We start from the raw sequence: 21,982 nt of genomic DNA, 5'->3' as shown, positions 1-21,982 counted from the left end.
TAACCTGTAGTGAGGGGACCTACGGGTAAGGCCCCTCTTCATCTAACTCAGAGTACTTCTCAAACACGAGATCGAAATAGGGATCATCCATTAGCTTTGGATTGTCTACCTGGTAAAAATCATTGAGTATGAATCTTGTCTCTTCTTCGTTCATCCCATAGGCATGGAATGCAGCAGCGTCGATCTCCGCTTGTAACTCCCGGCGTTTTTGTGTATCAATAGCTGGATCAATACCTCCGAGGCGGTCGCGCATTTCGGAGAATTCGTCTCCATAGCAATTCAGTCTCGCCGCACGCTGAGAAATCCAATTGAACCAGTTGTCACCGGCAGTGAGTCGAGGAAGTTGCGTCTCATTAAGTTTGTATTGGACCATATTGGTGTCGATCTTTGTCCTCATCAGGTAGTCGATGGGGATGCTATTCAATAATCCAAGAACGACGAATAATTCCTCATTGGTAAACACCTCTTCGTAGGCGCTGTGCATCGGGTAATCACCGAGATCATCCTCTGTCGGTTCCACAACATGGGGGCGGACTGTGGCGATGCTGTGTACAGTAACGGTGTCCTTTGGAATGACCCCCGCGATTAATGTTCGTTCATTGGTGCTGTTCGTAATCTTTCGAATAGCGATTCGGTATTTCGTGCAGTCAAGCAGCACATCTTCCTTCGATAGTTCTGGTCGACCATGTTGCTCAAGCAGATCGTTGACGAACGACTTCTGCGAGCCTGATCCATCGAATTTGTTGTAGATCGCCTTTTTCAAACTTGCATCAGGATCACGTGACCGGAAGTTCTTCATCCGAACTCTGTGTTTCGCACTTCGGTCTGGATCGCCTTCGTCCACTCCCCATAGAGATATAGGGTTGATGTTGAAGACGGAGGTGTCATCATAGGCGAACTGGTGCATATTCTTTCCTTCGTAGATTGGGTAATCGCCGTCCTCTTCTTGTTCTATGAGGAGATTGGAGTCATTTGCCCGGTCAAGCTCCTTCATGTACAGAGAGACAAACCAATCGTCTCCTACTTTCTCTCCAATTGGAGGGTGGTCTACGAATTTAGACAGTGAGTCGATCAATTCTTGTGACCGGAAGAAGGGGAAGATACGTGATTCAGGTGAGTATTCAGCAAGAACTTCTGATGGGATATCAATTGAACTCCCATCGAAATTGACAAGAATGGAGGTATCTCCGCTTGCAAAGCCGCCGTTTACTATGTCCGTGGAGCCGGAGTTTCGAAAAGTACAGATAGCAAAATGATAGCGGTCATCCACATTGTTGAAAATTCCTTTATTTTCAAACTGGACGAAGTGCTCCAATTCAGTTTTATTGATAATATACTCCCGAAGGTCCTTGGCTGTCGCTCCAAGGAAGAAATTACCCGGCATAATCTGGGTAACATATGATTGGTCTCCAGCTAACTGGGTAACTCGCTCAAAAAACAGGAGTGAAAGATCTGTTTCAGTGGCAACGGTCTGACCACCGACAGTGGGTTTCTGTAGTTCATACTGGTCTGATGAGTTATAATAATCAGACCGGATCTGCATATTTTTCTTGAATTCTTCATACTCGGCTGCGATGTCAGGATCCGATAGAAGCTCCTCCTCTTTTCGGTCTTTTTCACTTGGTGGTCGGGTTCTGAATCTCTCGTCGTACTTGGGGAAGAAATGACTTCGATCCGGTGTGAGTACGTCCCAGGGTGGATTTCCGATGATGATGTCGAACCCACCATCCCGGTAGATTGTAGGAAATTCAATCACCCAATGGAACGGGTGATATTCTTCTAGCGTCTTTTCATCAACCTTCTCGATACCAGCATCGTGGAACTGGTCGAGGATTTTTTCATTCAGTTTCTCACTGTGAGAATCAATCCGTGATTCTGCCAGCTTCCTTGCGTTTGTAGCGACTTTAGAGCTTGTCGCATCTTGGTGACGCTCAATGGCTTCGATCACCCCTTCGTACATCTCTTTGATGCCAGTCCCAGCTCCACCCCCGTAGTTCGAAAGAGATGCATCCCCACTCTCAGTGGCTACTTCTTCGACATCCGTGAACCCAATGAGTGTATTCCCCTGGCGTATATTGAAATCGATATTCGGCAGCGGTTCGACCTCGTTGGGCTCGTCTTCGATATCCGCGACCATCGAGAGCCACAATCGGAGTTTACAGATCTCAACAGCCCCTTCATCAATGTCTACCCCACAGTAATCACGTTTGGTTAGTTATCATAACGCAATTATGGGGTTATAGCTCAGCTGCATTACCGGACCTCAGATAGCGATAGCCAAACTGGATTAATCAATAGAGATGGGTTCTGTGGGAAAAGACTTCGTGAGAACTCTACTGAATCGTTGCTATCCGTACATTCATTAGGTTATGATTTCTTCAATGACCCATGGCTCTCCAGCAAATCACCGCGACCGATATCGCGAGCTGGGACTCTCTACAGGATATCGCAGACTCGTTTGAGAAACGTGGACTGAAACCCCGTCCGAATCTCGGAGAGGACAACGAACTTGTCCTCCAACTAGCCGATGACGAATTCGTCGTACTCGTCAACGCCGGCCCTGGTGAATCAGCGACCGACTTTAAACCAGACAACCGTTCCCGACACACGAACCTCGTCGCCACGAACAATTTCAATGAGTTTACTTTTCTCACCCGAACGCGCAGTTGGGAAGGTCAGCAGCACGGTCGTATCAAGCACCAGAAAATCTCGTTCACCAAAGAACAGTTCACAAGGGATAGTGGAGAAAAGAACACCGTTCTGAAGAAGCTCAATTCGATCGAATACGGTTCCTCAGCTGCGATTTACGATACGCTGTACGATACGCAACAAGTAGTCAAAGAATTTTACGAGGAGTTCGAAGACCTCCGCACCGATCTCGTTCAGGAAGTTTACGGTATCCCAAGTGACCGGGGCGATGCGAAGCAACGCTACGTGCAAGTTATCCTTGATCGGATGATTTTCCTGTACTTCATACAGGAAAAGCGCCTGCTAGACCGGAACCCAAACTACCTTCACGAACAGCCTAGCGAGGTAGTGCCTGACGGCGAAGACCGTTACGAAAACTTCTATCAGCCGCTGTTCTTCGACTACCTTGCAGAAGACAAGCAGAATCCCGACTTCGGCAGCCTCCCGTACTTGAACGGTGGACTGTTCGCCAAGAACCCTGTTGAGGAAGAATTCCCTGACGCAAAGCTTGGTCAGTCCGCTCAGGAGACGAACGAGCTCTTCGACGAGATCTTAAATTTCCTGTCGGGGTGGAACTGGAATGTGGACGAACGACTTGATATCGTTGATCCGAAGAACCTCTCGCCTGCCATTCTCGGGCATATCTTCGAACAGACGGTCAACCAGAAAGAAATGGGCGCGTACTACACACCTGAGGAGATTACTGGCTTCATGTCCCGCCGGACGATTCACCCGTACCTGCTTGACCAACTTAACGACGTCGTTGATGCCGAATACAACGAAATTGACGACGTATTTGGGTTCCCAAGTGTAGAATCCAGTAGTAGTGAAGTGGCGTTAGCAGATGGCGGAACGATGACTCAGCAGGTACCCACTGAGAACGTAGACACAAAGCACGTCGAAACGCTGTATCACGACATACTGAAAGGGGCGCACGTCCTTGATCCAGCAGTCGGTAGTGGTGCGTTTCTGCTCGCTGCACAGGATGTGTTGGTAGATATCTATATGCAGTGTCTCGAGTACTTCCAACAACTCGAAAGTGAAGGTAAGGGGTGGGAGCTAGATTCCCGCACACGTGATGAGCTAGAAGAGGTCAATAAAGGACAGGGGGGGCCCTCGCTATACGCGAAGCGGACAGTTATTCTGAATAATCTCTACGGGGTAGACATTGATGAAGGGGCTGTTGAGATCTGTAAACTCCGATTGTGGCTCTCGATGGTCGCAGATCTTGAGGATGAGCCACATGAGGTCGAGCCGCTGCCGAACATTGACTTCAATATCCGACAAGGGAATTCTCTTGTCGGGTTCACAAATTTAGTAGAAGTAACTGACGACGGGGATGCATCCCTCACCAATTGGGGCGGTGGTGTCGGAACTGGGGTACAGGAGTTATATGAGGATGTAATCAACGCGATCAAACGCCATCAAAAGGCCACCAGTACTGCTGAGGCGCAAAATGCACGTCAGGTTGCTGAATCGCTAGTTGATTCTCATAGCCAGGAATTGAATGAGAAAGTATTAGACCAGTTCCACGCTGCGGGGCTTGACGAAGTTGATAAAGGGAAATTACAGGAATTCAGTCCATTTCACTGGGTGTTGGAGTTCGCCCCTGTGTACGAAGATGGCGGATTCGATGTTGTCATCGGAAATCCTCCATGGGATCGTATCAAGCCGCTTCGTGACGACTATTTCTCTAAATACGATGAGACATTTCGAACACGACTACCCGACGACAAAGATAGAGTCCAAGAAGAGCTTCTAGAAGAGGATGATATCGCTGAGGGGTGGCAGGAATACCAGGATGAAATGGAACTTCGCGCAGAGTACTTCAAGAACACGCCTGCATATGACCTACAGCGTCCTGTAATTGACGGGCGGGTCAATCCCAGTACGAATGATCTTTCATCTCTATTTTTTGAGCGCGTATTCAAGCTTGCTAGTGACTCCTCTCGTGTCGCTCAAATTCTCCCTGGCGCGGTTTTCAACGGAGCATCAGGCAAAGACCTTCGAACCCACCTGTTGAATAACACTACCCTTGACGTACTGACGATCTTTGAGAATCACGAAATATTTGAGCAGGTTCACGGCCAGTACAAATTCGGGGTAGTAGTCTTCAAAAACAGTGGTTCAACGAACCAAGTCGCCGGGAAGTATATGGAGGGTGACCTTTCAATATTTGATGATTTCGATAATCAGGCGATTCACATCCCCCGGGACGTGTTAGAATTGTACTCTCCAGAGGCTGGCATTTTCCCATTTATTGAGTCCGAACAGAAACTCAGTGTTCTCGAATCGATTATCGAAAACCCCCCCATCGCTCCAAAGGACGCTCCGACCGGATATATGGAGCCGTATCAGGGACTCCGTCGTACGAGTGATGCAGACCGTTTCGTGGATAAGTCCGAAGCCGATTACCCTGTCTACGGTGGTAAGAATATTTATCAATATTCCCATACTCCAGAATTCATAACAGACGTACAGGAACCCGAATTTTGGAGTGTCGAAGAAGATGACGACCCAGAGCGAAGTGCCAAGCAACGAATGCGGGAGAAGACTGTTCGCGATCTCAAATCCGCTATCTATGAAGCGTTTGATGGCACGGGCTCTCAGAAAGGATTCGTCAATGACCTATTGGAGCAACATCGTGGGGAACCACTCACCGAGAATGACGTACTTCTGGATTCCACTGAATATCGAATCGGTATTCGTCGAATTACGAACTCCACTAATGAGCGGACACTCATAGCCTCGGTACTGCCGAAGGGCATCGTTTGTCACAACACATTGTTGACTATCCCCAGCTACCTGATTCAGCCCTACGAGGAAGGACTCTCAGAAAGCCCACTTCATAACTTCTATACCCGGATGTTCACTGACGAGGAACTGTTCGCTAAGCTCGGACTTCTCAACTCGATCCCGCTTGATTACCTGCTTAGAACTAAGGTGGACACCGGTATTGTCATGTATAAGTTTAAAGAATCACAGATGCCTGATATTTCTGAGGATGATAATTGGTTCCACTATATTTCAGAACGGGCTGCTCAGCTGAGTTGCTACGGTGATGAATTCGCCGAAATGCGCGACCGTCTCGGAGGAATTGATCCTGCAACGACTGAAGAAGCAAGGCGTGAAATTCAGGCCGAAATTGACGCAGCGGCATTCCACGCTTACGGTCTAGAACATATGGAAGTTCAATTTGTACTTAAGGATTTCCACAGGGTCTCAAACCCTCGAATAATGACTGAAGACTACTTCGACATGGTGCTTGAGAAATACAATACACTTAAAAAAGAAGGGCCGAAGCTATAGAAACACATATTCTGAATACAGCTCACTGACCAACTCGCATTAGTGAATATTGTTGAGTGCCCGACGAGTCATCGCTCCGTCTACGTTGAGATATTGCCGAGCTGTAGCAATATCTTCCCAACCAAACATTGCTCGGAGTGCTGCTAAGTCTAAGCCTCTGCTGGCGTGGTAGGAGGCTGCAGTCGCTCGAAGACCGTGTAATGAAGTGGTGTTTCTAGAAAGACGCGGAGCGAGATCAAGGGCAGTATTCAATCTTCGTTGTAATGTGGAGAAGGAGTACGGCCAGCCACCGTGTTCCGTAATCAGGAGGTCGATCGCAACTCGAACCCGATACGAAAAATGAAATGGTACCGTTCGGGCAGCCGCTTCTGTTTTTGGAAGCCAATACAATTCAGCAAAATCTTCGAATCTACTATCTGGATTATGTCGTAGGCGTTGTTCGATTGCCTGACGACAATAACCACAGAGGCCACCATCCCTTCCTTTGGTGCAAGAGTGGTGCTCGGGAATGCGGATCATCTGTCGCTCGTGATCGATCCACGACGAACTCAGATGTGTTGTCTCACCTGGTCTTAGTCCGAGACGTCCACCGATTAGAATCGCAGCCCGCGATTCGAGTCGTTGAACGGGTTCGTCGATACGTCCTGCCCCTTCTAACAGTAATTCAAACTCGCGTTCACTAAGTGACTTCTCTCGTGTTGGTGCCATCTAGATAGGAAACGACTTTGAAATTGTTTAGAAGGCGAGCAAACGGGATCTTGATACGGAGAATCTGTATATACTTCACCTGTTCACGAACTCATCTGACAAAGATTTAACCGACATCGCTGACCTTCTCTGTGCGTGCCATTTCCCCGCGCCAAATCGCCAGGCCAACTCTACGAAGAGGTTCAATCGTACGACCGGGTGATTACTCCGGATGGGCCACTTGCAAGTGCTCTCAACCGCCACCTCGATCGTTCGCATCTCGGTCCGTTCGCGATCCCACCACGCCGACTTGCAGTCGGTCGGCGCCAAGAGTCCGAGGACCGTCTCGCTTTCCTCGGTATGCTTGATCACGAGGACTTCTCCTGGAAGCGCTGTGCATACGCTGTTGGGAATATCCTCCAGTGTTGGGAACACCGAGGGTCACACGACGCTATTTTCGAGTACGACGGCTACGTCGACGACGCCACCGAACGAGCTGTGGAGCGAATCGCGGAACTCGAGACCGCCTCGATGAAGCTCACAAACGAGACCATCGATTCGAATCTCGACGTGGTCGTCGTCGAACCGGCGATGCTCACCCAACTCGAACGCGCGTATCTGCCTGCCGAGTACGACACGGTCGACCTCTTCGCTGATACCGAGTTCGAGCTCCCGCCGTTCCGTATACACGATTCGCCGACGGCGATCGTCGAGACCATCGTCGATTCCGTCGATGGCGAGAACGCTGATAACGTCGGGATTGTTCTCGACCAGGAAAGCGAGTACTCACCGCTTATCGAGTCCGCGCTCGAAGCGGCCGATATCCCGTTTTTCGGCGGGCCGGGGTTCACAGATCGCAGCGAACACCGGTTGTTCCTCCACCTCCTCCGGACCGCCCACCGGGGGACTGATACCCGAATAAGCGAGATCCGGTCGCTGTTGACGGTTTTCGATTGCGACGTCGATGACGCTGACACAGACAAGCGACTGCACGAGCTTGACGATGGAGACCTTAAGTGGCTAATCGACTTCTGCCACGATGTCCAAGAGTACACGTTCTCGGACGCGCTCTCAGTGTTTGAACGCCACGCCGACGACACGCTTGACGCCTTCCGCGAGGAACTGGAGACACTCACTATCGCCGACGAATCTATTACAGAAGCGCGCCTCGACGATTTGTCGTTCTATCTCCAGACCTACGAGGTCCCTGTCGACCGAGAAAACGACGGCGTCCTGCTTGCCGACGCGAAATCGGCGTCCTACGTGGGTCGTGAGGTTGTCTTCTACCTGGGGCTCGACGACCGCTGGACCCACTCGGCACCACGCCGTCCGTGGGTCGACCAGGACGCCCAGTTCACAAGGAATCTCAAGAGCTTCCAGCTGCTGTTACAGAGCGGCAGCCAGCAACACTATCTCGTCCAAGACGCGACCGGCGGATCACCCGTTACGCCATGCCTGTACTTCGAAGAGCTCCTCGAACCGGAGTACGACCGGTTCTCCGATCTGCGTTCGACAAGTCATCAGATCCAATCCGCAGCACGAGCTGGTGACGGGTTCGAGAACGACCCCGTCGGCGTGAGTTCCGACCCGGTCGAGACGATCAGCAAGTCGAGTCTCAACACCTACGTGAACTCACCGCGGGACTACTACTTCAGCCGGATCGTCGACGGTCCGGAGAAGGCGTATCTCACCGAGGGAAACCTACTCCATGACTTTGCGGAGTTCTACGTCAACCATCCGGACGCGGTTGGCGAAGACACACTATCGGAGGTCGTCGAACTCATGCTTGAGGACGTCCGTCCGCTGGTTCGCTCCGTCGACGAACGGACCCGGCGCACTGAATATCGTGCGAGCCTCGAAACGATCGTCTCATATTTTGACGCGAACCAGCCGACCGAGGGCGCGTTTCTGACGCCGTCCAGTGGCGGTGATAATGCCGTCGCTGCTCACTTCGACCGGGATGTCGACTCCCCCGTGACTGAACGCCGATTCACTGATGAAGAACTGGGCATCAACGGAATGATCGATCTCGTTCAGTCGGAGCGAGATCTGCTTGACTACAAGAGCGGTAGCGAGAGCAGCGCCACCTCGATCGTCAAACACGCAGCGATTGACGAGCCGACAGACGAGCCTGACTTTCAGGCAGCACTCTATTTCTCCTATTGGCGATCACAACGTCCGGGTGACCAACTCTCGTTCACCTTCTTCTATGTCACCGAACTCGTCGACGACGTGATCGCCGGCGACGCCGACATCGACGACGCGTTGACGACTGTAACATACTACCCTGAATCGCTCACCGAGCACGTGCAACGTGAGGAGTTCTTCGAGTATCTCCGTGAGGAGGGGGCACAGAAGTGCCAGAAGATCCTCTCGAAGATCGACTATCAGACATACGCCGCGCTCTTCGATGCTGCGCCGCTTGTCGAGACCACCGACAGCGACGAACTCATCGAATCGGAGTTCGGAGAGACGATGATTGACCGGCTCGAAGCCCAGATTGGCGAGTACAAGTACGTGACAACAGGGAGCAAGCAGGTGATGCGAGCAATCGTTGACCGACAGAAGGGTGCATTCTTCAAACGTGATCTCGATGCGTTCGAATCGTTTGTCGACGAGCGACTAACGGAACTCAATCGACGCCGCACTGGCGACGAGGCGTTCCCAATCGAGGGGCTCGCCGGTGAGCCGAACTACCGACGGGTGGACAATCGTGACCTTCTCTTAGAGGGTGAAAAATGAGCGACGTCGACCCGAACCCGAAGCAACGCGACCTCATCGAGGCGACTGATGGCCTCTATCTCGTCGACGCGGGTGCTGGCACCGGGAAGACGTTCACCGTTACCCGGCGATACGCAAACATTGTCGCCCAAGATGGCGTCGATCCCGAAGACGTGCTGTTGGTGACCTTTACGAACAACGCGGCCGAGGAGATGCGAGAGCGGATTGTGCGTCACAGCGAGTACGGGATGCGGGAACTCGCGAACGCGCCGATCCAAACGTTCCACTCGCTGTCACACGACCTGCTCGACGAATACGGACACGACGCACCGATGTCCCTCGGGATTGATGAGACGATCACTGGCTCGACACGGATTATCGAAGACGAAATCATCGAACAGGCGCTGTTTCGTGAGTTCGTCGGCCAGTTCATCGATAATCACCCAGAGTATGACGAGTTCTTCACGGCACTGTCGGAGACGTCGGAGCTACTCGATCTGATCAAGGAACTGTCCGCAAAGGGTGTGTTCCCCACTGCGGATGGCTGGTACCGTGACAGTGAGTCACACCTCGATGGGGACTTTGAGGCGTTCGAGACGCTGTTCACCGCCCGGAATGAACCACGGAACGGCGGGAGCAAGCAATCGAAGCTTCGAAAGAAGCTCTATCAGTATGGTGAAGACAAGACGTATCTCCCGGAGGCGCCCGCAAAGTGGGACATTCGCGGCGATGGCAAGCAAGTCCCGGCGGACCTCGCTATACGCGTCTTCGAGGAGGACCGAACGGCTCTCAAGCGGTTCGTCCACGACGTATATCACGCCTATCTTGAGTTCGCGCTTCGGCGGAACTACTTGAACTTCGGGTTCCTTCAGCTGTTCGCGTTCGTGCTTCTGTGTGAGGATCACGACCTCCGAGAGCAGCTGGGGTACGAGTACGTGATGGTCGACGAGTTCCAGGACTCCAGTGAGATCCAGTTCAAACTCACGCTGCTGCTCGCCGGCACGAACAACATCTGCGTGGTCGGTGACTGGAAACAGAGCATCTACAGTTTCCAGTACGCAGACGTCGACAACATCCGCGAGTTCGACGAGCGGCTCGAACGGTTTGCCGCGGAGCTGAATCGGGACGCAGATCGAGTCACGTTCCCGACCACGCCGGTCGACGACAAGCAACTGACGCGGAATTACCGCTCGACGCAGTCCATCTTGGACTTCTCTACCCACGCGTTGACTGCCTGTGCGACAAAGAACGAATCGCTGGATGTGGAGGCTATCTCCGAGCAGGTAACACCACTCATCGCCGATACAGACCGAGATGATAGCTACATCGAGGCGCTCACGAGTGAGGACGAACACGAGGCCATTCTCGCGAAGATCGACGCAATCGTCGACAACGATGATTACGCCGTCGAAGGCGACGACGGCACGTATCGCGCTCCGGAGTACGGCGACATCGCTGTGTTGACGCGAACCCGCGATTTCGGTCGGGATCTGCTCGATACGGCGAGTAAGTTCGGTCTGCCGATGGCCTACGAGGGTGGGATCGAGGTCTTCCGGACCGACGCCGCGAAGCTGGTGTTAGCGTGGTTGCGTATCCTCGAACGTGACGCTGAACGCGGGTGGGCACTCGTCCTCGAAGAGGCTGGCTACACGATCGACGAGGCGAAGGCGATCATCGAGCGTGAGGCGTACCCCGAAGCCATGGTCGCCTTCCGAAAGGATCTCCGAGAGCTAGAGACGTTCGGCGGCGTCGCCCGACGCGTGTTCGAACAGTACGGCCATTCCGGCCCGACCGCAGACGTCGTTCTCGACACTATTCAGTCGGTTCACGGGACGACGACGTTCACCCGTGGAGAGCTGATCCGATTCATCGAGGAGGCGATTGCTGATGGGAGTACACACGACGTCGACGCCGGGGCTGGGACGAACGCGGTGACTGTCCAAACGATCCACGCGACGAAAGGGCTCGAATACCCAATCGTCATCCTCGCAAATATGAACGCGAACAAATTCCCGTCTTCCGGTGGCAGCGGAAGCGATATCGCCTACACCGACCCGATTGGCCTCCGTCAGCGGAAGGTGTACTCAGAGGACGCACACGGCGTTCCACACGTCTACGACGACTGGAAGACTGACGTTCTTAATCGCTGCCTCCCCCAGAACTACGACGAGGAACGTCGGCTTCTCTATGTGGCTGTCACGCGTGCTGAGAGCCACCTCGTCTTGACTGGCGGTACTGACCCAAATTCGTTCCTCGATTCACTCCCCGTTGATGTCGAAGATATCGACCCCGATCTATCTGCGTTCGACCCAGAACCCGGCGAGCATTCGACCTACACGGTCGATATTCCGGAGCCTGATGGACCGGCAAGCTACTCACCACACACCTTCATCGATGACGCAGTCTTCGAAGGGAATACCGGCGGCCGGGGAATGGAGTTCGGGTCAGACGTCCACGAGTTTGCGGAACGGTATGTTCTCGGTGAAGCAGTCGAAACCGGCGATAACCCTGACAAAGAGCACGTCAAGGCGTTACTCGACTCACTCGAGGGTGAGACGAGAGCCGAGATCGATGCGTTCCTTCCGCTTACCGTCGACGGCGAGAAAGTAACGATCGGCGGCATCATCGACTTGCTCCACGTGACATCTGACCGTGTTGAGATCATCGACTACAAAACCGATCTCACAACGCACGCAGAAGATGAATACCGGAAACAGCTCAGTATCTACTACCATGTCGTCGCCGACCAATATCCTGATCGGTCGGTTACTGCGTCTATTTTCTACACCGATGATGGCACTCGGCACAATATTACCCCTCTCGATAAGGCAGCTCTTCGAGAGCTAGTGGTAACACATAGTGTTTAAATTACTTGTCTCGTGGGTACTGAGCACTAGAAACTCAATGGTCGAAATTCCCAACTCCCTTCGCTCTCTGTTCAGTGCTCCAATTAAAGAGCAGGATGGGAGGTACATAGTGGAGGTCCCATCGAGTGAAATCGACTTTGAAGCGTTGTCAGCTGACGAAACGTATCGCGTAGCGATTCTGGAATCTCCTGTCTCGACGGAGTCGTCAGTACAACAGGAGTCACAGAGAGCACCTTCTCGTGAGACTGCGAGCCATTCTTTCTCAGGACCTCCCGTGGAGGAAGGCGAAGTACGTGATGTGACCATCGAGACAGTCGGCGATCAGGGCGATGGTATCGCAAAGGTCGAACGTGGCTACGTCGTGATCGTTGCCGGCGCTCAACCCGGCGACGAGCCAACCGTCGAAATTGAACAAGTTCAGGAGAATGTCGCGTTTGCGAGCATCGTCGATAGCGATCCGCGAGCACTCTAACCCATTGTCCCTTCTGTGGATCGGTCTTCTTCTCGGTAAACCATCGGTGTGAGAAGGCTCCGTTCGCGTTTGTCTGATGGAGGTGGTTCTGAAAGTCAAGTCACGCCTTCTCCACCCGTTCGTGATGGCACAACCTTCCAAAGCCGAAATGAAATCTATGACAAAGGAACCGATTGAGGTACTCGACGACCTGGCCGACCAGGTCGCCGATGAGTTCGAGGCGTATAGACAGCCGGACGAATTCAAGGATGTCTCGCTCGTGATTGAGAACAGCGATGAGGAGCGTCCGACGCTGATCGTCCACGTCGATAGGGAGGATGCGGAGTCCCTTGCCGACCGTATTGATGAGTTCCTCCGCGAGCACGGTGCTCGTACTGAACGGGAACGACACTCAGCCACGGACGTCCGTGTGTTAGCGACGGTCGACTGACACCGCCCCTCCAATTTTTTGACTGACTGCAAGCACCGCTGAAGGGCCCTATCTTCACTTCCCATCAAGAGGGTCTCGACCGCTTCAGCTCAGGTGGTCACTCTGTGCAGACAGATACTCTTGGAGAGCGGTGACTGTTTCTTCTGCGACAGCTGAGGCCCCGAAGTCACTCCGGAATCCGTGCTTGAGTTCGTCGCTCTCCAATATCTCCAGACCACGCTCAAGCTGCTCCCGGAGCGCATTGTTGTCCCCTCGCCGCAAGTGGGGTGTGACAGCGTCGAGGTCGATCTCTTCTGCCACTGCCAGGACGTCCCGAAGATCTGTTTCCCGGCCGCTGTGGAGCTTTGCCGCCACGAGGACTGCCCCATCGATGACTCTGGCTGTCGTCGTTACTGTGCCTCCGCTCACCTCCTGTTGGTGGCTGTGGTCGTACAGGTAATCGAACGACCACTGTGCCTCCGTCTGGCGACACCCGAGACCGTTTACCAAGAGATCGAAGCCGATCGGCTGTTGCGGCGTGAGCCGCTTCTCGTACTCGATCACTTCGGTGTCGTAGAACCACTCCTTTGCGTGGCTGTCCGTTTCCTCGAATCCCTGTCGTTCGAGGAATTCGACGAAGTCACCCTTGGAGTCCGGGGCGACGACGATATCGAGGTCCGTTGAGAAGCGAGCATTGAACGCTGAGACAGCGTAACCGCCGACAAGGACGTACTCATGGCCCTCTCGGGTGAGTTCCTCGAGCAGTTCGATGAGCGCGTCACTTCGGTTGTTGAAGCTCATGGCTGCGCCCGTTCGGTCTCTCGATACGTGACGCCGAGGTCGAGGTCCTCGTACATCCGGTCGAGCATCGCCAGCGCCGACTGGAACTGGGCGTAGTTTTCGCGCATGTACTCGATCGTCTCTGCTCTCGGGATCACCGGGTACCCTTCGACGTGCTCGATGTCGAGTGACGCGCGTGGCTCAAGGACGATCTGCAGCGGTCCGTTCAACTCGTCTCGGGGCTGTCGCTCGAATGCGGTGGGGAGGTCGAAGGACTCGAAGAATGTCTCCCAGGCGTCGACGTCCTGCTCACGAACAGCGAGGAACAATGGATAGTCGTCGGGCTCGCGACCGACCTGGTAGCCGCCCTGAGTCCACACGTAGACGGCGTCGATCCGCGTGAACGCGAACGGCCAGTCACCGAACTGTGGGATGACGTACGTTTCCTCGATGGAGGGTGGACTGACGCCGGCGCTGGCAGCGACGAGCTGGAGCGCTGCGTCGTGTACGCGCTCGTCGACGACTGAGAGGCCGTCGTCATAGGAAACGTACCCTGCGTCTTCCAGCCGATTGACGGCCTGTCTCACCGTCTCGTAGGGCGTGTGGAGGTGTTGGGCGACACGGCGGATGGAGTCACCACTCTCGATGGCGAGGATAGTCTGTGCCGCCGTGTCGTCGAGCACCTCATACATCTGGTGGTTACCAATAATCCGGTAACAGTTAAAAGTCTTACTCGACTGGCCGTAAAGCACGATCTCCCCACTTGTTTCGAAGGTAGTCCAGATCCCCACTGAAAACACGCGGAACGACTATAACGAATTCAACGAGCAAAACGAACAGAACGAGAAAAATGAATGGATTGAACGAATTCTGAGGAACGAACTGGTTGAGGATGACCTGGCCGGCTCCCATTCGATGAACAGAACGAGTGAAACGAACGTAACGAATAGAACGAATGCATTGATGGCAACGATAGTGTTTGACTCAACGAGCGAAACGAACAATTGGTTTTAACATCGTAGTATTCCTCTCACCGAGTGAAACACCCTCACCGAACCAAACGAACAGAACGACCAAAACGAACGGAACGAACACAACGAGGTAAACGAAAGAAATGACCGACACCAACACCGCACGAACCACCGTGGCGAATCAGAAGGGAGGCGCGGGGAAGACAACCGACGTCATTCATACTGGCGGCGCACTCGCTGCCCGAGGCCACGACGTCCTCCTGGTCGATATCGACTACCACGGGGGGCTCACCTGCTCGCTTGGCTACAACGATCTGTACTACGATACCGACCGTACAACGCTGTTCGACGTCCTCGACTTCGATCAGATGGAGTCGGTGAACGACATTATCCTCGAGCACGAGGAATTTGACATCCTCCCCGCGAGCGAGAAGCTCGCGAACAACAAGAACATCCAGACGCTGCTTGAGGCACCGAAGAGTCGCGAGCGGTTGGAGATGACTCTCGACGAACTCGAAAAGGACTACGACTACATCATTGTCGACACGCCGCCATCCCTGAACGTCCTCACTGACAACGCCCTCGTCGCGACCGGTAACGTCGTCATCCCCGTCATTCCCGAGAAGCTCAACGCCAACAGCCTCCAGATTTTCGCAAAGCAACTGAGTTCCCTCGAACAGGCGTACGGAGACATCAATCGGCTCGCGATTGTCTGTAACCGTGTCGAGCAGAACGCTGAACACCGGGACACCATCGAGGAGATCAAGTCGGCGTACTCTCTCCCGGTGTTCGAGATCCCGAAGCGGACCGACCTCTCCCAGTCGATCGGCGAGGGGGTGTCCGTCTTCGGCTTCGGCAAGGAGAACCAGCGCGTCGAGGATGCACGCGATCTGTTCAATGAGATTGCCGACCTGTTCGACGAGACGTTTGAGAAGACCACACCTGAGGAGGTGGAAGCATGACCGACGGCTGGGGCGATGCTTCCGGCATCGAGGGTAACTACAAAGAGGAGGACGACGAGGCTGATTCCAGCGAAACGAGTGAGGTGAGTGAACCGGTGGAAACCAGTTCATCGACCGAAACGACCGAATCGACTTCAACGAGTGAAACGAACGAAACGAGCAAAACGAAGACGAACATCAAGGACGAGTGGAATGGGCGGACGATCTACATTCCCGACGATGTCCTCGACGAGATGGAGGACACTTACCTCGAGTCCCAGCTGAAGCTCCGTAAGGCGGGCCAGGACGAGTTCAAGAAGAACCGCCACTTCTACCCGCTACTCGTCCAGTTCGGTGTAGAGGCGCTCTCTGAGGCGGATGCCGAGGAAATCCAGGCTCGGCTTTCGGAACTCGGTGGGGAGTGACGCCGCGCAGAGCGAGGCCGGAATTTTGTATAGCAATATACGATATACAATTTCCTGTAGTGCGGAATTTCGGCGCTAGGAGACTCTATATGCCCGAATTCTCTCGATGGGTCGAATACAATAAGTGGTCCTGATTATGCCCGTAATCACGACCACTTTGAAGTACCCCGCCGCCGTCGGGTAAGCACGAATGCTGTAACCACCTCACGACGGCGCTTCCCCCGGGGTAGAGCCGCCAAGACCGGGCTCCGAGTTTGCTCTGGCTACCCTCAGCTGAGATCAGGGCGATGGCGAAAAAGAGGATTCGATATAGGACTAATGACCTCAATCTATATTAAGACACAGTCCGAAGGGTGTTGTATGACCGAAGACGAATCGAACTCCGAGGGCCTGATGGAACGCCAGACCACGGGTGAAGACCGCGTGCGGATGGTTGCTCGGCAGCTGTCGGAGCCACAGACGGCCAACTGGATCGCCTCCGAAGCGGGCTGGTCACACGAACCAACTAAGCGCGTCCTCGATCGGCTCGTCGACGATGGCATCCTCCACCGTGACGAAAGCGGTACTCACACGACGTATTACCCTGATTATCGCCGCCAAGCGATGCAGGAGGCGATGCGCCTTCGAGACAGCGGACACACTGTCGAGGAGCTTACGGACCGTCTCGCCGATATGAAGACGCAGATCCGCGACTGGGAGGACGAATTCGGCGTCGAGTCACCGAACCAGCTTCGCGGGACGCTCGCTGACGAATCCCTTGACGGTGACGAGGAAGATCGGCGCCGTGAAATCGCCCGCGAGTGGGAGCACCTTCAACGGCGTATCCAGATCGTTGGCTTCGCCATCCGCGAATGGGACTTCCTCGCTCCAACGACAGAGCCTGCCGAGGCCAGCAGCTAACGGATGTCTGTCCCGCATCCAGGTGGTGACCCGAACGCGAACCTCTACGCCCAATTGAAGCGGGACGTCCTCGACCGTGTCCCCCAGATCACGGCCGTCGAGTACGTTCCTGACGATATCGAGGCCAAGCAGCTGCGGGCGGTTTTTGATCCAGCCCGCCTTAATCCCCCAACGGGCCCTGATTCGCCGGAACTGACCGTCAAGTGGTATCGACAGGACCCACACGATTGGTTCCGTATCAACTACACCGATCCGAACACGGGCTTTCACGCCGGCTGGCACCAGGACGAGGACCATCCCGATCTCGGACGGGCGCATTTCCAGTACTCTGCCGCCAATACGGAGGACCGCTGGGGGATCACATTTGAATACGAGACTCCTTCCCTAATCCTCTGGGAAATCGTCGAAGCGCTCCTCGAGGACGTCCGTCCGACTTACCAGTACGCGAACGAAGAACCATGACACCTCGAGAACGCACTAATCAGTCACTCGCGAGTTCCTTCGAGCGCTACCTCCAGGACAAGGGGAAAGGCCGCGGTGGCGACGGCGGGAACTATCGACGAAACGCTGCACGCGAGCTCGAGCGGTTCGCCGAGTGGGCCGCTGGCGACCGCGGCGACGACTGGACCGGGATCGTCCCCGATGACGTCGACCGCCAACCCACCTTCGAAGATCTCGATGAACGCGTCTTCCGGGAGTACGCCCGGCATCTCGTGGGCGATCGGGGACTCAAGCAGAACACGGTACAAACCTATTACCGCTATATCTCTGCCTGGTGTGGCTGGTGCGTCAACGAAGGGTATCTCGAGGCACACTACGCGCAGCGAGCGAGTGCGATGGCGCCGCTGCCAGAGGACGACGGCCGCAAGCCCGGCGACCAACAGGCCTGGACGTCCGAACAGCGCCACGCCCTCACCCGCCACGTCGACGAACGGGCCCGCGACGCCGTCGAGGCGTACACGACACTTTCGGAGGATATTGACCCCATCGATAAGCAGCGAGCGCGCTACGCGGCGCTGAAGGCGGCTCGTGACCGGGCGCTGGTGTTCGTCCTAGCGTACACCGCCGTCCGCGTCGGCGAACTCGTCCGCGATCCGAACGATCCGCGACGGCGTGGCGTCCGCTGGGAGGATCTCTCCCTCGACGACGGGAGTATGGACGTCTACCGGAAGAAACAGCAATGGGACGCTGCGAGTCTCCCCGACCCGGTGATTTCGCCGCTACGGAGCTATCGCCAGCTGATGGACCCACCGACGGAGCGCTGGCCCGTGTTTCCGACGTTCGACCAACGGACGCTCGCAGGGCTCGTCCAGGATGATCTCGCCGACCGAGGGGAACGCCCAGAAGCAATTACTGAGCGGCGTGAGGAGTACGCTCGCGACCTCCTGCTGGCGCTTGATGAAGATATCCGACCGCCATCGATCACGACGGACGGCGCACGGTCGATTCTCCAACGGCTCTCAGAGGCTGCAGAGATCGACATCGCTCATCCGAAACACGACTATCTCGCGCCCCACGGTGGTCGACGTGGAATGGGCGAGGTGCTAGTCCGGGCGTTCGGGTACACTGTTGCGGCTCGCTATCTCGATAACTCGGAGGAGATGGTTCGGGAGCGATATTCGCACATCGAGGCCGGAGAACTCGGTGACGTTGCAACAGAGGCGCTCTCAGAAATTGATGGGTAATTAACGGTACTCCCAGTGCCGAGTTTTCGGCACTACACTCTTCTCAACACCTCTCGAACTCTATCGCATGCCTGACAACATTCTCGTCGCCTTGGACGGCTCCCCGCTTGCCGAGCGTGCACTCATTTACGCACTCGAGACCTTTCCGAACGCCACGATTACCACCATTTACGTCATCAACCCGATCGATTCGGTAATCGATGTAGAGGCCGGTGGCTTGCCAGTCGCAGAGGACTGGTACGATACCGCCCAAGAGCGGGCGACCGAGATTCACACGACTGCGACGGATCTCGCGGCGGACCACGATATTGTGCTTGCTACAGTCACTGAAGTCGGGAAACCAGCGCGTGAGATTCTCGACTACGCTGCCGACAACGGCATCGACCAGATCGTTATGGGGAGCCACGGTCGGTCAGGTCTAGACCGGACGTTCCTCGGAAGTGTTGCCGAGACAGTCACTCGCCGAGCACAGATCCCGGTAACCATCATTGGATGAAAGCCTCGACTCGTGTGCCGGGATTAGGATCGGATGAATGCTCGTGGGCCCACCTCAAACGTGAAATCAAACCAACTCATAGGTACCGAGAACGTGGCTGTTACTGAATCTCCATCTCTCTCGACGTGTACGATCCACATTGAACGACGGGGTGGTCGGGGCGACGCGGGAGCACGGGCACTTGAACGACATCTCAGGCGTCTCTCCGGCGTCCACGATGTCGACGTCTCGTTTCGAACAGGGGACGCCCGGATCACCTACGAGGGGAGCGTCATCTCAGAAGAAACGATTCGAGACGCTGTCCGCGACCGCCACGTGTCGATTCAGGACGAATCTGAGACAGCAACGGATGAGGTGAGTACCCGCTCGGAACTCAGGCAGGAGGCCGTGTTCGTCGGCTTGACCCTCCTCGGGATGGCCGTCGGCCTGGTGACGGGGTGGCTCGAAGGACCTCAGCTTCTCATGTGGGCCGGGTACGGCGTCGCATACGTCTTCGGTGGCTGGTACGGGCTCAAAGGCGCGGTCGAGACGCTGCGCCACCGTGCGGTCGACATCGACCTCTTGATGATCGTCGCGGCACTCGGTGCCCTCTCGATTGGCGCCCCGTTCGAGGGCGCGATGCTCCTCTTCCTGTTCTCGCTCTCAAATACGCTCCAGCACTACGCCATCGGCCGCTCACGCCGAGCGATCAAGTCCCTCGTCGAGATGCGACCGGACGAAGCGCAGGTGCTACGCGACGGGGAGGAAGTCACCGTTCCCATCGACGACGTCGCCGTGGGCGACGTGTTCGTCGTTCGTCCCGGCGACAGAATCCCGCTCGACGGCGTCGTCACGTCCGGCGAGGGGACGGTCGATCAGGCGTCGCTCACCGGTGAGTCCGTCCCCGTGCCGAAGGAACCCGGTGACGAGGTGTTCGGGGGGACGATCAACGAGAGCGGCAGCCTCGAAATCGAGGTCACGCGGCAGGCCCACGAGTCGGCGATCAGCCGTCTCATCCATATGGTCGAGCGTGCTCAGAGCGAGAAGGCGCCGACACAGCGGCTCATCGACCGTCTCGAGCAGCCGTACGTCCTCGGCGTGTTCGGACTCACGATCGCGGCGATCGCCATCCCGCTCGCGCTTGGAAGCGAGTTCACCAGCACGTTCTACCGCGCGATGACCCTGATGGTCGCTGCGTCGCCGTGTGCGGTCATCATTTCCACGCCGGCAGCGGTGCTGTCGGCGATCGCCTCCGGCGGCCGGCAGGGCGTCCTGTTCAAGGGCGGCGAACACGTCGAGGCGGCGGCGAACATCGACGCGGTCGCATTCGACAAAACGGGCACCCTCACGCGGGGCGAGACACAGCTGACGGACGTGTTCGTCCGGGATGGCCTCGCGGATGAGTCACTGACGTCCGACGAACTGCTCTCGCTCGCAGCCTCCGTCCAGGCCCGTTCGGAGCATCACTTGGCTCGTGCGACCGTCTCGGAAGCCGAAGCCCGCGCCCTCGACGTCCCCGACGCGCGACGGTTTCAGTCGGAGGCCGGGAAAGGCGTGCGCGCCGACGTCGACGACGGAACCATCCACATCGGGAATCGGAGTTACGTCGAGACGGTTCTCGAAGACGCTGCGATCGAGGGACTCGATCCCGGTCTCGACAGGCTTCGGACCCTGGAGGCGGAGGGGAAGACCAGTGTCCTTGTCGCCCGCGAGCACGCTGGCAACGCCACGGTACTGGGATGGCTTGCGTTCACCGACACGGTCCGGCCGGGGGCTGCAGAGATGATCGAGGATCTCCGGTCTCTCGGTGTGGAGCACATCGTTATGCTGACCGGCGACAACGAACGTGTCGCCCAGCAGATCGCCGACGAAGTCGGTATCGACGAGGTACAGGCGGAACTGCTGCCGGAAGAGAAGGTGGCAACTATCGAAGACCTGGTTGAGCGATACGAGAACGTGGCGATGGTGGGTGACGGGGTGAACGACGCACCCGCTTTGGCGACGGCGACGCTCGGGATCGCGATGGGTGGCGCCGGGACCGACGTTGCCCTCGAAACGGCTGACGTCGTCTTGATGGGCGACGACATCGGGAAGATCCCCTACGTGCTCGGACTCGGTCGCAGGACGCGCCGGACGTTGACGGTCAATCTCACAATCGCCTTCGGTGCGATCGCCCTGATGGTTGGGACGATTCTGTTGCGAGGCATCCCCCTGCCGCTGGCCGTGGTCGGCCACGAGGGGTCCACCGTCCTCGTTTCACTGAACGGGCTTCGGTTACTCGGATTCCGTGAATAATGGTCTCTGAAGGCTTCGAACGGACCGATCAGCAACAGCTGGTGTCGTCGGGAGTCCACTCACACGCATTGCCGGTAGTAAGGTTGTTTTCGTCGATATATGCGGAGAGACAGGCGTAGTTACAGAAGTACTTGGGCGAGCCACAGTCATCATCGCAGTCGCGGACGCAGATGGGGTCGTGGTCGAAGATTCGGGATTCACAGTACGCACACGTCTCGTCTGTTTCGGGTGTTGAGACGGTCGTCGACATACTTGTGTTGAGGAGGCTCCCACGGATAACGTTTCCTCGGGCTGTACTGAGTGATGCCAATCACCAGTCCGCATTATCACCCACAGATGTCCCCCGCAGAGCTGCAA

17 protein-coding genes are annotated in these 21,982 nt (G+C 55.6%); 12 read left to right on the top strand and 5 right to left on the bottom strand.

What is annotated here, in order from left to right; translation table 11 throughout:
- Nucleotides 1–19: 19 nt before the first annotated feature.
- Entirely contained in the window at nucleotides 20–2,185 is a 2,166-nt protein-coding gene (locus DVK03_RS19220) for an Eco57I restriction-modification methylase domain-containing protein (protein ID WP_121593845.1), read from the bottom strand.
- Between the two features lie 203 nt (nucleotides 2,186–2,388).
- On the opposite strand from DVK03_RS19220, the gene DVK03_RS19215 reads away from it, so the two are divergent.
- A complete protein-coding gene (locus DVK03_RS19215) occupies nucleotides 2,389–5,997 on the top strand; it encodes an Eco57I restriction-modification methylase domain-containing protein (protein ID WP_121593844.1) in 3,609 nt (1,202 codons plus the stop codon).
- 39 nt (nucleotides 5,998–6,036) lie between these two features.
- Here the strand turns inward: DVK03_RS19215 and DVK03_RS20580 are convergent, their stop codons facing one another.
- Nucleotides 6,037–6,705, bottom strand: a complete 669-nt coding sequence (locus tag DVK03_RS20580) for a tyrosine-type recombinase/integrase (RefSeq protein ID WP_115803898.1) — start codon at nucleotides 6,703–6,705, stop codon at nucleotides 6,037–6,039.
- Nucleotides 6,706–6,840: 135 nt separating this feature from the next.
- Between DVK03_RS20580 and DVK03_RS19205 the strand changes: the two genes are divergently transcribed.
- The 4 genes from DVK03_RS19205 to DVK03_RS19190 all read left to right on the top strand — a co-directional run bounded on the left by DVK03_RS19205 (nucleotide 6,841) and on the right by DVK03_RS19190 (nucleotide 13,174).
- Complete coding sequence (locus tag DVK03_RS19205) at nucleotides 6,841–9,426, top strand: PD-(D/E)XK nuclease family protein (RefSeq protein WP_115803899.1); 2,586 nt, start codon at nucleotides 6,841–6,843, stop codon at nucleotides 9,424–9,426.
- On the top strand, nucleotides 9,423–12,272 hold the full coding sequence (locus DVK03_RS19200; RefSeq protein ID WP_115803900.1) for an exodeoxyribonuclease V subunit beta: 2,850 nt from the start codon (nucleotides 9,423–9,425) through the stop codon (nucleotides 12,270–12,272). Before DVK03_RS19205 ends, DVK03_RS19200 begins: the two co-directional genes overlap by 4 nt.
- A gap of 37 nt (nucleotides 12,273–12,309) precedes the next feature.
- Nucleotides 12,310–12,744, top strand: a complete 435-nt coding sequence (locus DVK03_RS19195) for a TRAM domain-containing protein (protein ID WP_115803901.1) — start codon at nucleotides 12,310–12,312, stop codon at nucleotides 12,742–12,744.
- A 157-nt stretch (nucleotides 12,745–12,901) separates the two neighbouring features.
- Nucleotides 12,902–13,174 carry a hypothetical protein gene (locus tag DVK03_RS19190; RefSeq protein ID WP_115803977.1) on the top strand — a complete coding sequence of 91 codons (273 nt, stop codon included), beginning with the start codon at nucleotides 12,902–12,904 and terminating at the stop codon, nucleotides 13,172–13,174.
- 84 nt (nucleotides 13,175–13,258) lie between these two features.
- Here DVK03_RS19190 and DVK03_RS19185 read toward each other — a convergent pair whose 3' ends face one another.
- On the bottom strand, nucleotides 13,259–13,954 hold the full coding sequence (locus DVK03_RS19185) for a nucleotidyltransferase family protein (protein WP_115803902.1): 696 nt from the start codon (nucleotides 13,952–13,954) through the stop codon (nucleotides 13,259–13,261).
- On the bottom strand, nucleotides 13,951–14,625 hold the full coding sequence (locus tag DVK03_RS19180; protein ID WP_115803903.1) for a helix-turn-helix domain-containing protein: 675 nt from the start codon (nucleotides 14,623–14,625) through the stop codon (nucleotides 13,951–13,953). Before DVK03_RS19180 ends, DVK03_RS19185 begins: the two co-directional genes overlap by 4 nt.
- A 422-nt stretch (nucleotides 14,626–15,047) precedes the next feature.
- Here DVK03_RS19180 and DVK03_RS19170 point away from each other — a divergent pair, with 422 nt between their 5' ends.
- From DVK03_RS19170 to DVK03_RS19140, 7 genes are all read left to right on the top strand, one after another.
- Nucleotides 15,048–15,866 carry a ParA family protein gene (locus tag DVK03_RS19170; RefSeq protein WP_115803905.1) on the top strand — a complete coding sequence of 273 codons (819 nt, stop codon included), beginning with the start codon at nucleotides 15,048–15,050 and terminating at the stop codon, nucleotides 15,864–15,866.
- Nucleotides 15,863–16,270, top strand: a complete 408-nt coding sequence (locus DVK03_RS19165) for a hypothetical protein (protein WP_115803906.1) — start codon at nucleotides 15,863–15,865, stop codon at nucleotides 16,268–16,270. Before DVK03_RS19170 ends, DVK03_RS19165 begins: the two co-directional genes overlap by 4 nt.
- Nucleotides 16,271–16,588: 318 nt before the next feature.
- Entirely contained in the window at nucleotides 16,589–17,170 is a 582-nt protein-coding gene (locus DVK03_RS19160; protein ID WP_115803907.1) for a hypothetical protein, read from the top strand.
- Nucleotides 17,171–17,173: 3 nt separating this feature from the next.
- On the top strand, nucleotides 17,174–17,632 hold the full coding sequence (locus tag DVK03_RS19155; protein ID WP_115803908.1) for a hypothetical protein: 459 nt from the start codon (nucleotides 17,174–17,176) through the stop codon (nucleotides 17,630–17,632).
- Nucleotides 17,629–18,855 carry a phage integrase SAM-like domain-containing protein gene (locus DVK03_RS19150; protein WP_115803909.1) on the top strand — a complete coding sequence of 409 codons (1,227 nt, stop codon included), beginning with the start codon at nucleotides 17,629–17,631 and terminating at the stop codon, nucleotides 18,853–18,855. Before DVK03_RS19155 ends, DVK03_RS19150 begins: the two co-directional genes overlap by 4 nt.
- A gap of 67 nt (nucleotides 18,856–18,922) precedes the next feature.
- Complete coding sequence (locus DVK03_RS19145; RefSeq protein WP_115803910.1) at nucleotides 18,923–19,351, top strand: universal stress protein; 429 nt, start codon at nucleotides 18,923–18,925, stop codon at nucleotides 19,349–19,351.
- Between the two features lie 93 nt (nucleotides 19,352–19,444).
- The gene (locus DVK03_RS19140; protein ID WP_115803978.1) at nucleotides 19,445–21,625 is read left to right on the top strand and encodes a cation-translocating P-type ATPase; all 2,181 of its coding nucleotides are present in this window, start codon (nucleotides 19,445–19,447) and stop codon (nucleotides 21,623–21,625) included.
- Nucleotides 21,626–21,653: 28 nt separating this feature from the next.
- Here the strand turns inward: DVK03_RS19140 and DVK03_RS19135 are convergent, their stop codons facing one another.
- Nucleotides 21,654–21,875 carry a hypothetical protein gene (locus DVK03_RS19135; RefSeq protein WP_094529627.1) on the bottom strand — a complete coding sequence of 74 codons (222 nt, stop codon included), beginning with the start codon at nucleotides 21,873–21,875 and terminating at the stop codon, nucleotides 21,654–21,656.
- Between the last annotated feature and the right edge of the window lie 107 nt (nucleotides 21,876–21,982).

Origin of the sequence: Haloferax sp. Atlit-109R (genome assembly GCF_003665865.1) — an archaeon.
Taxonomy (GTDB): Archaea; Halobacteriota; Halobacteria; order Halobacteriales; family Haloferacaceae; genus Haloferax; species Haloferax volcanii.
Note: the sequence above shows the minus strand (reverse complement) of the source record. Positions and strands in the feature narration are given on the sequence as shown.

Bases quoted from the DNA above. Each gene is read 5' to 3' on its own strand.
- DVK03_RS19215 (WP_121593844.1), top strand. From the start codon at position 2,389: ATGGCTCTCCAGCAAATCACCGCGACCGATATCGCGAGCTGGGACTCT.
- DVK03_RS20580 (WP_115803898.1), bottom strand. From the start codon at position 6,705: ATGGCACCAACACGAGAGAAGTCACTTAGTGAACGCGAGTTTGAATTA.
- DVK03_RS19200 (WP_115803900.1), top strand. From the start codon at position 9,423: ATGAGCGACGTCGACCCGAACCCGAAGCAACGCGACCTCATCGAGGCG.
- DVK03_RS19195 (WP_115803901.1), top strand. From the start codon at position 12,310: ATGGTCGAAATTCCCAACTCCCTTCGCTCTCTGTTCAGTGCTCCAATT.
- DVK03_RS19190 (WP_115803977.1), top strand. From the start codon at position 12,902: ATGACAAAGGAACCGATTGAGGTACTCGACGACCTGGCCGACCAGGTC.
- DVK03_RS19185 (WP_115803902.1), bottom strand. From the start codon at position 13,954: ATGAGCTTCAACAACCGAAGTGACGCGCTCATCGAACTGCTCGAGGAA.
- DVK03_RS19180 (WP_115803903.1), bottom strand. From the start codon at position 14,625: ATGTATGAGGTGCTCGACGACACGGCGGCACAGACTATCCTCGCCATC.
- DVK03_RS19170 (WP_115803905.1), top strand. From the start codon at position 15,048: ATGACCGACACCAACACCGCACGAACCACCGTGGCGAATCAGAAGGGA.
- DVK03_RS19165 (WP_115803906.1), top strand. From the start codon at position 15,863: ATGACCGACGGCTGGGGCGATGCTTCCGGCATCGAGGGTAACTACAAA.
- DVK03_RS19160 (WP_115803907.1), top strand. From the start codon at position 16,589: ATGACCTCAATCTATATTAAGACACAGTCCGAAGGGTGTTGTATGACC.
- DVK03_RS19155 (WP_115803908.1), top strand. From the start codon at position 17,174: ATGTCTGTCCCGCATCCAGGTGGTGACCCGAACGCGAACCTCTACGCC.
- DVK03_RS19150 (WP_115803909.1), top strand. From the start codon at position 17,629: ATGACACCTCGAGAACGCACTAATCAGTCACTCGCGAGTTCCTTCGAG.
- DVK03_RS19145 (WP_115803910.1), top strand. From the start codon at position 18,923: ATGCCTGACAACATTCTCGTCGCCTTGGACGGCTCCCCGCTTGCCGAG.
- DVK03_RS19135 (WP_094529627.1), bottom strand. From the start codon at position 21,875: ATGTCGACGACCGTCTCAACACCCGAAACAGACGAGACGTGTGCGTAC.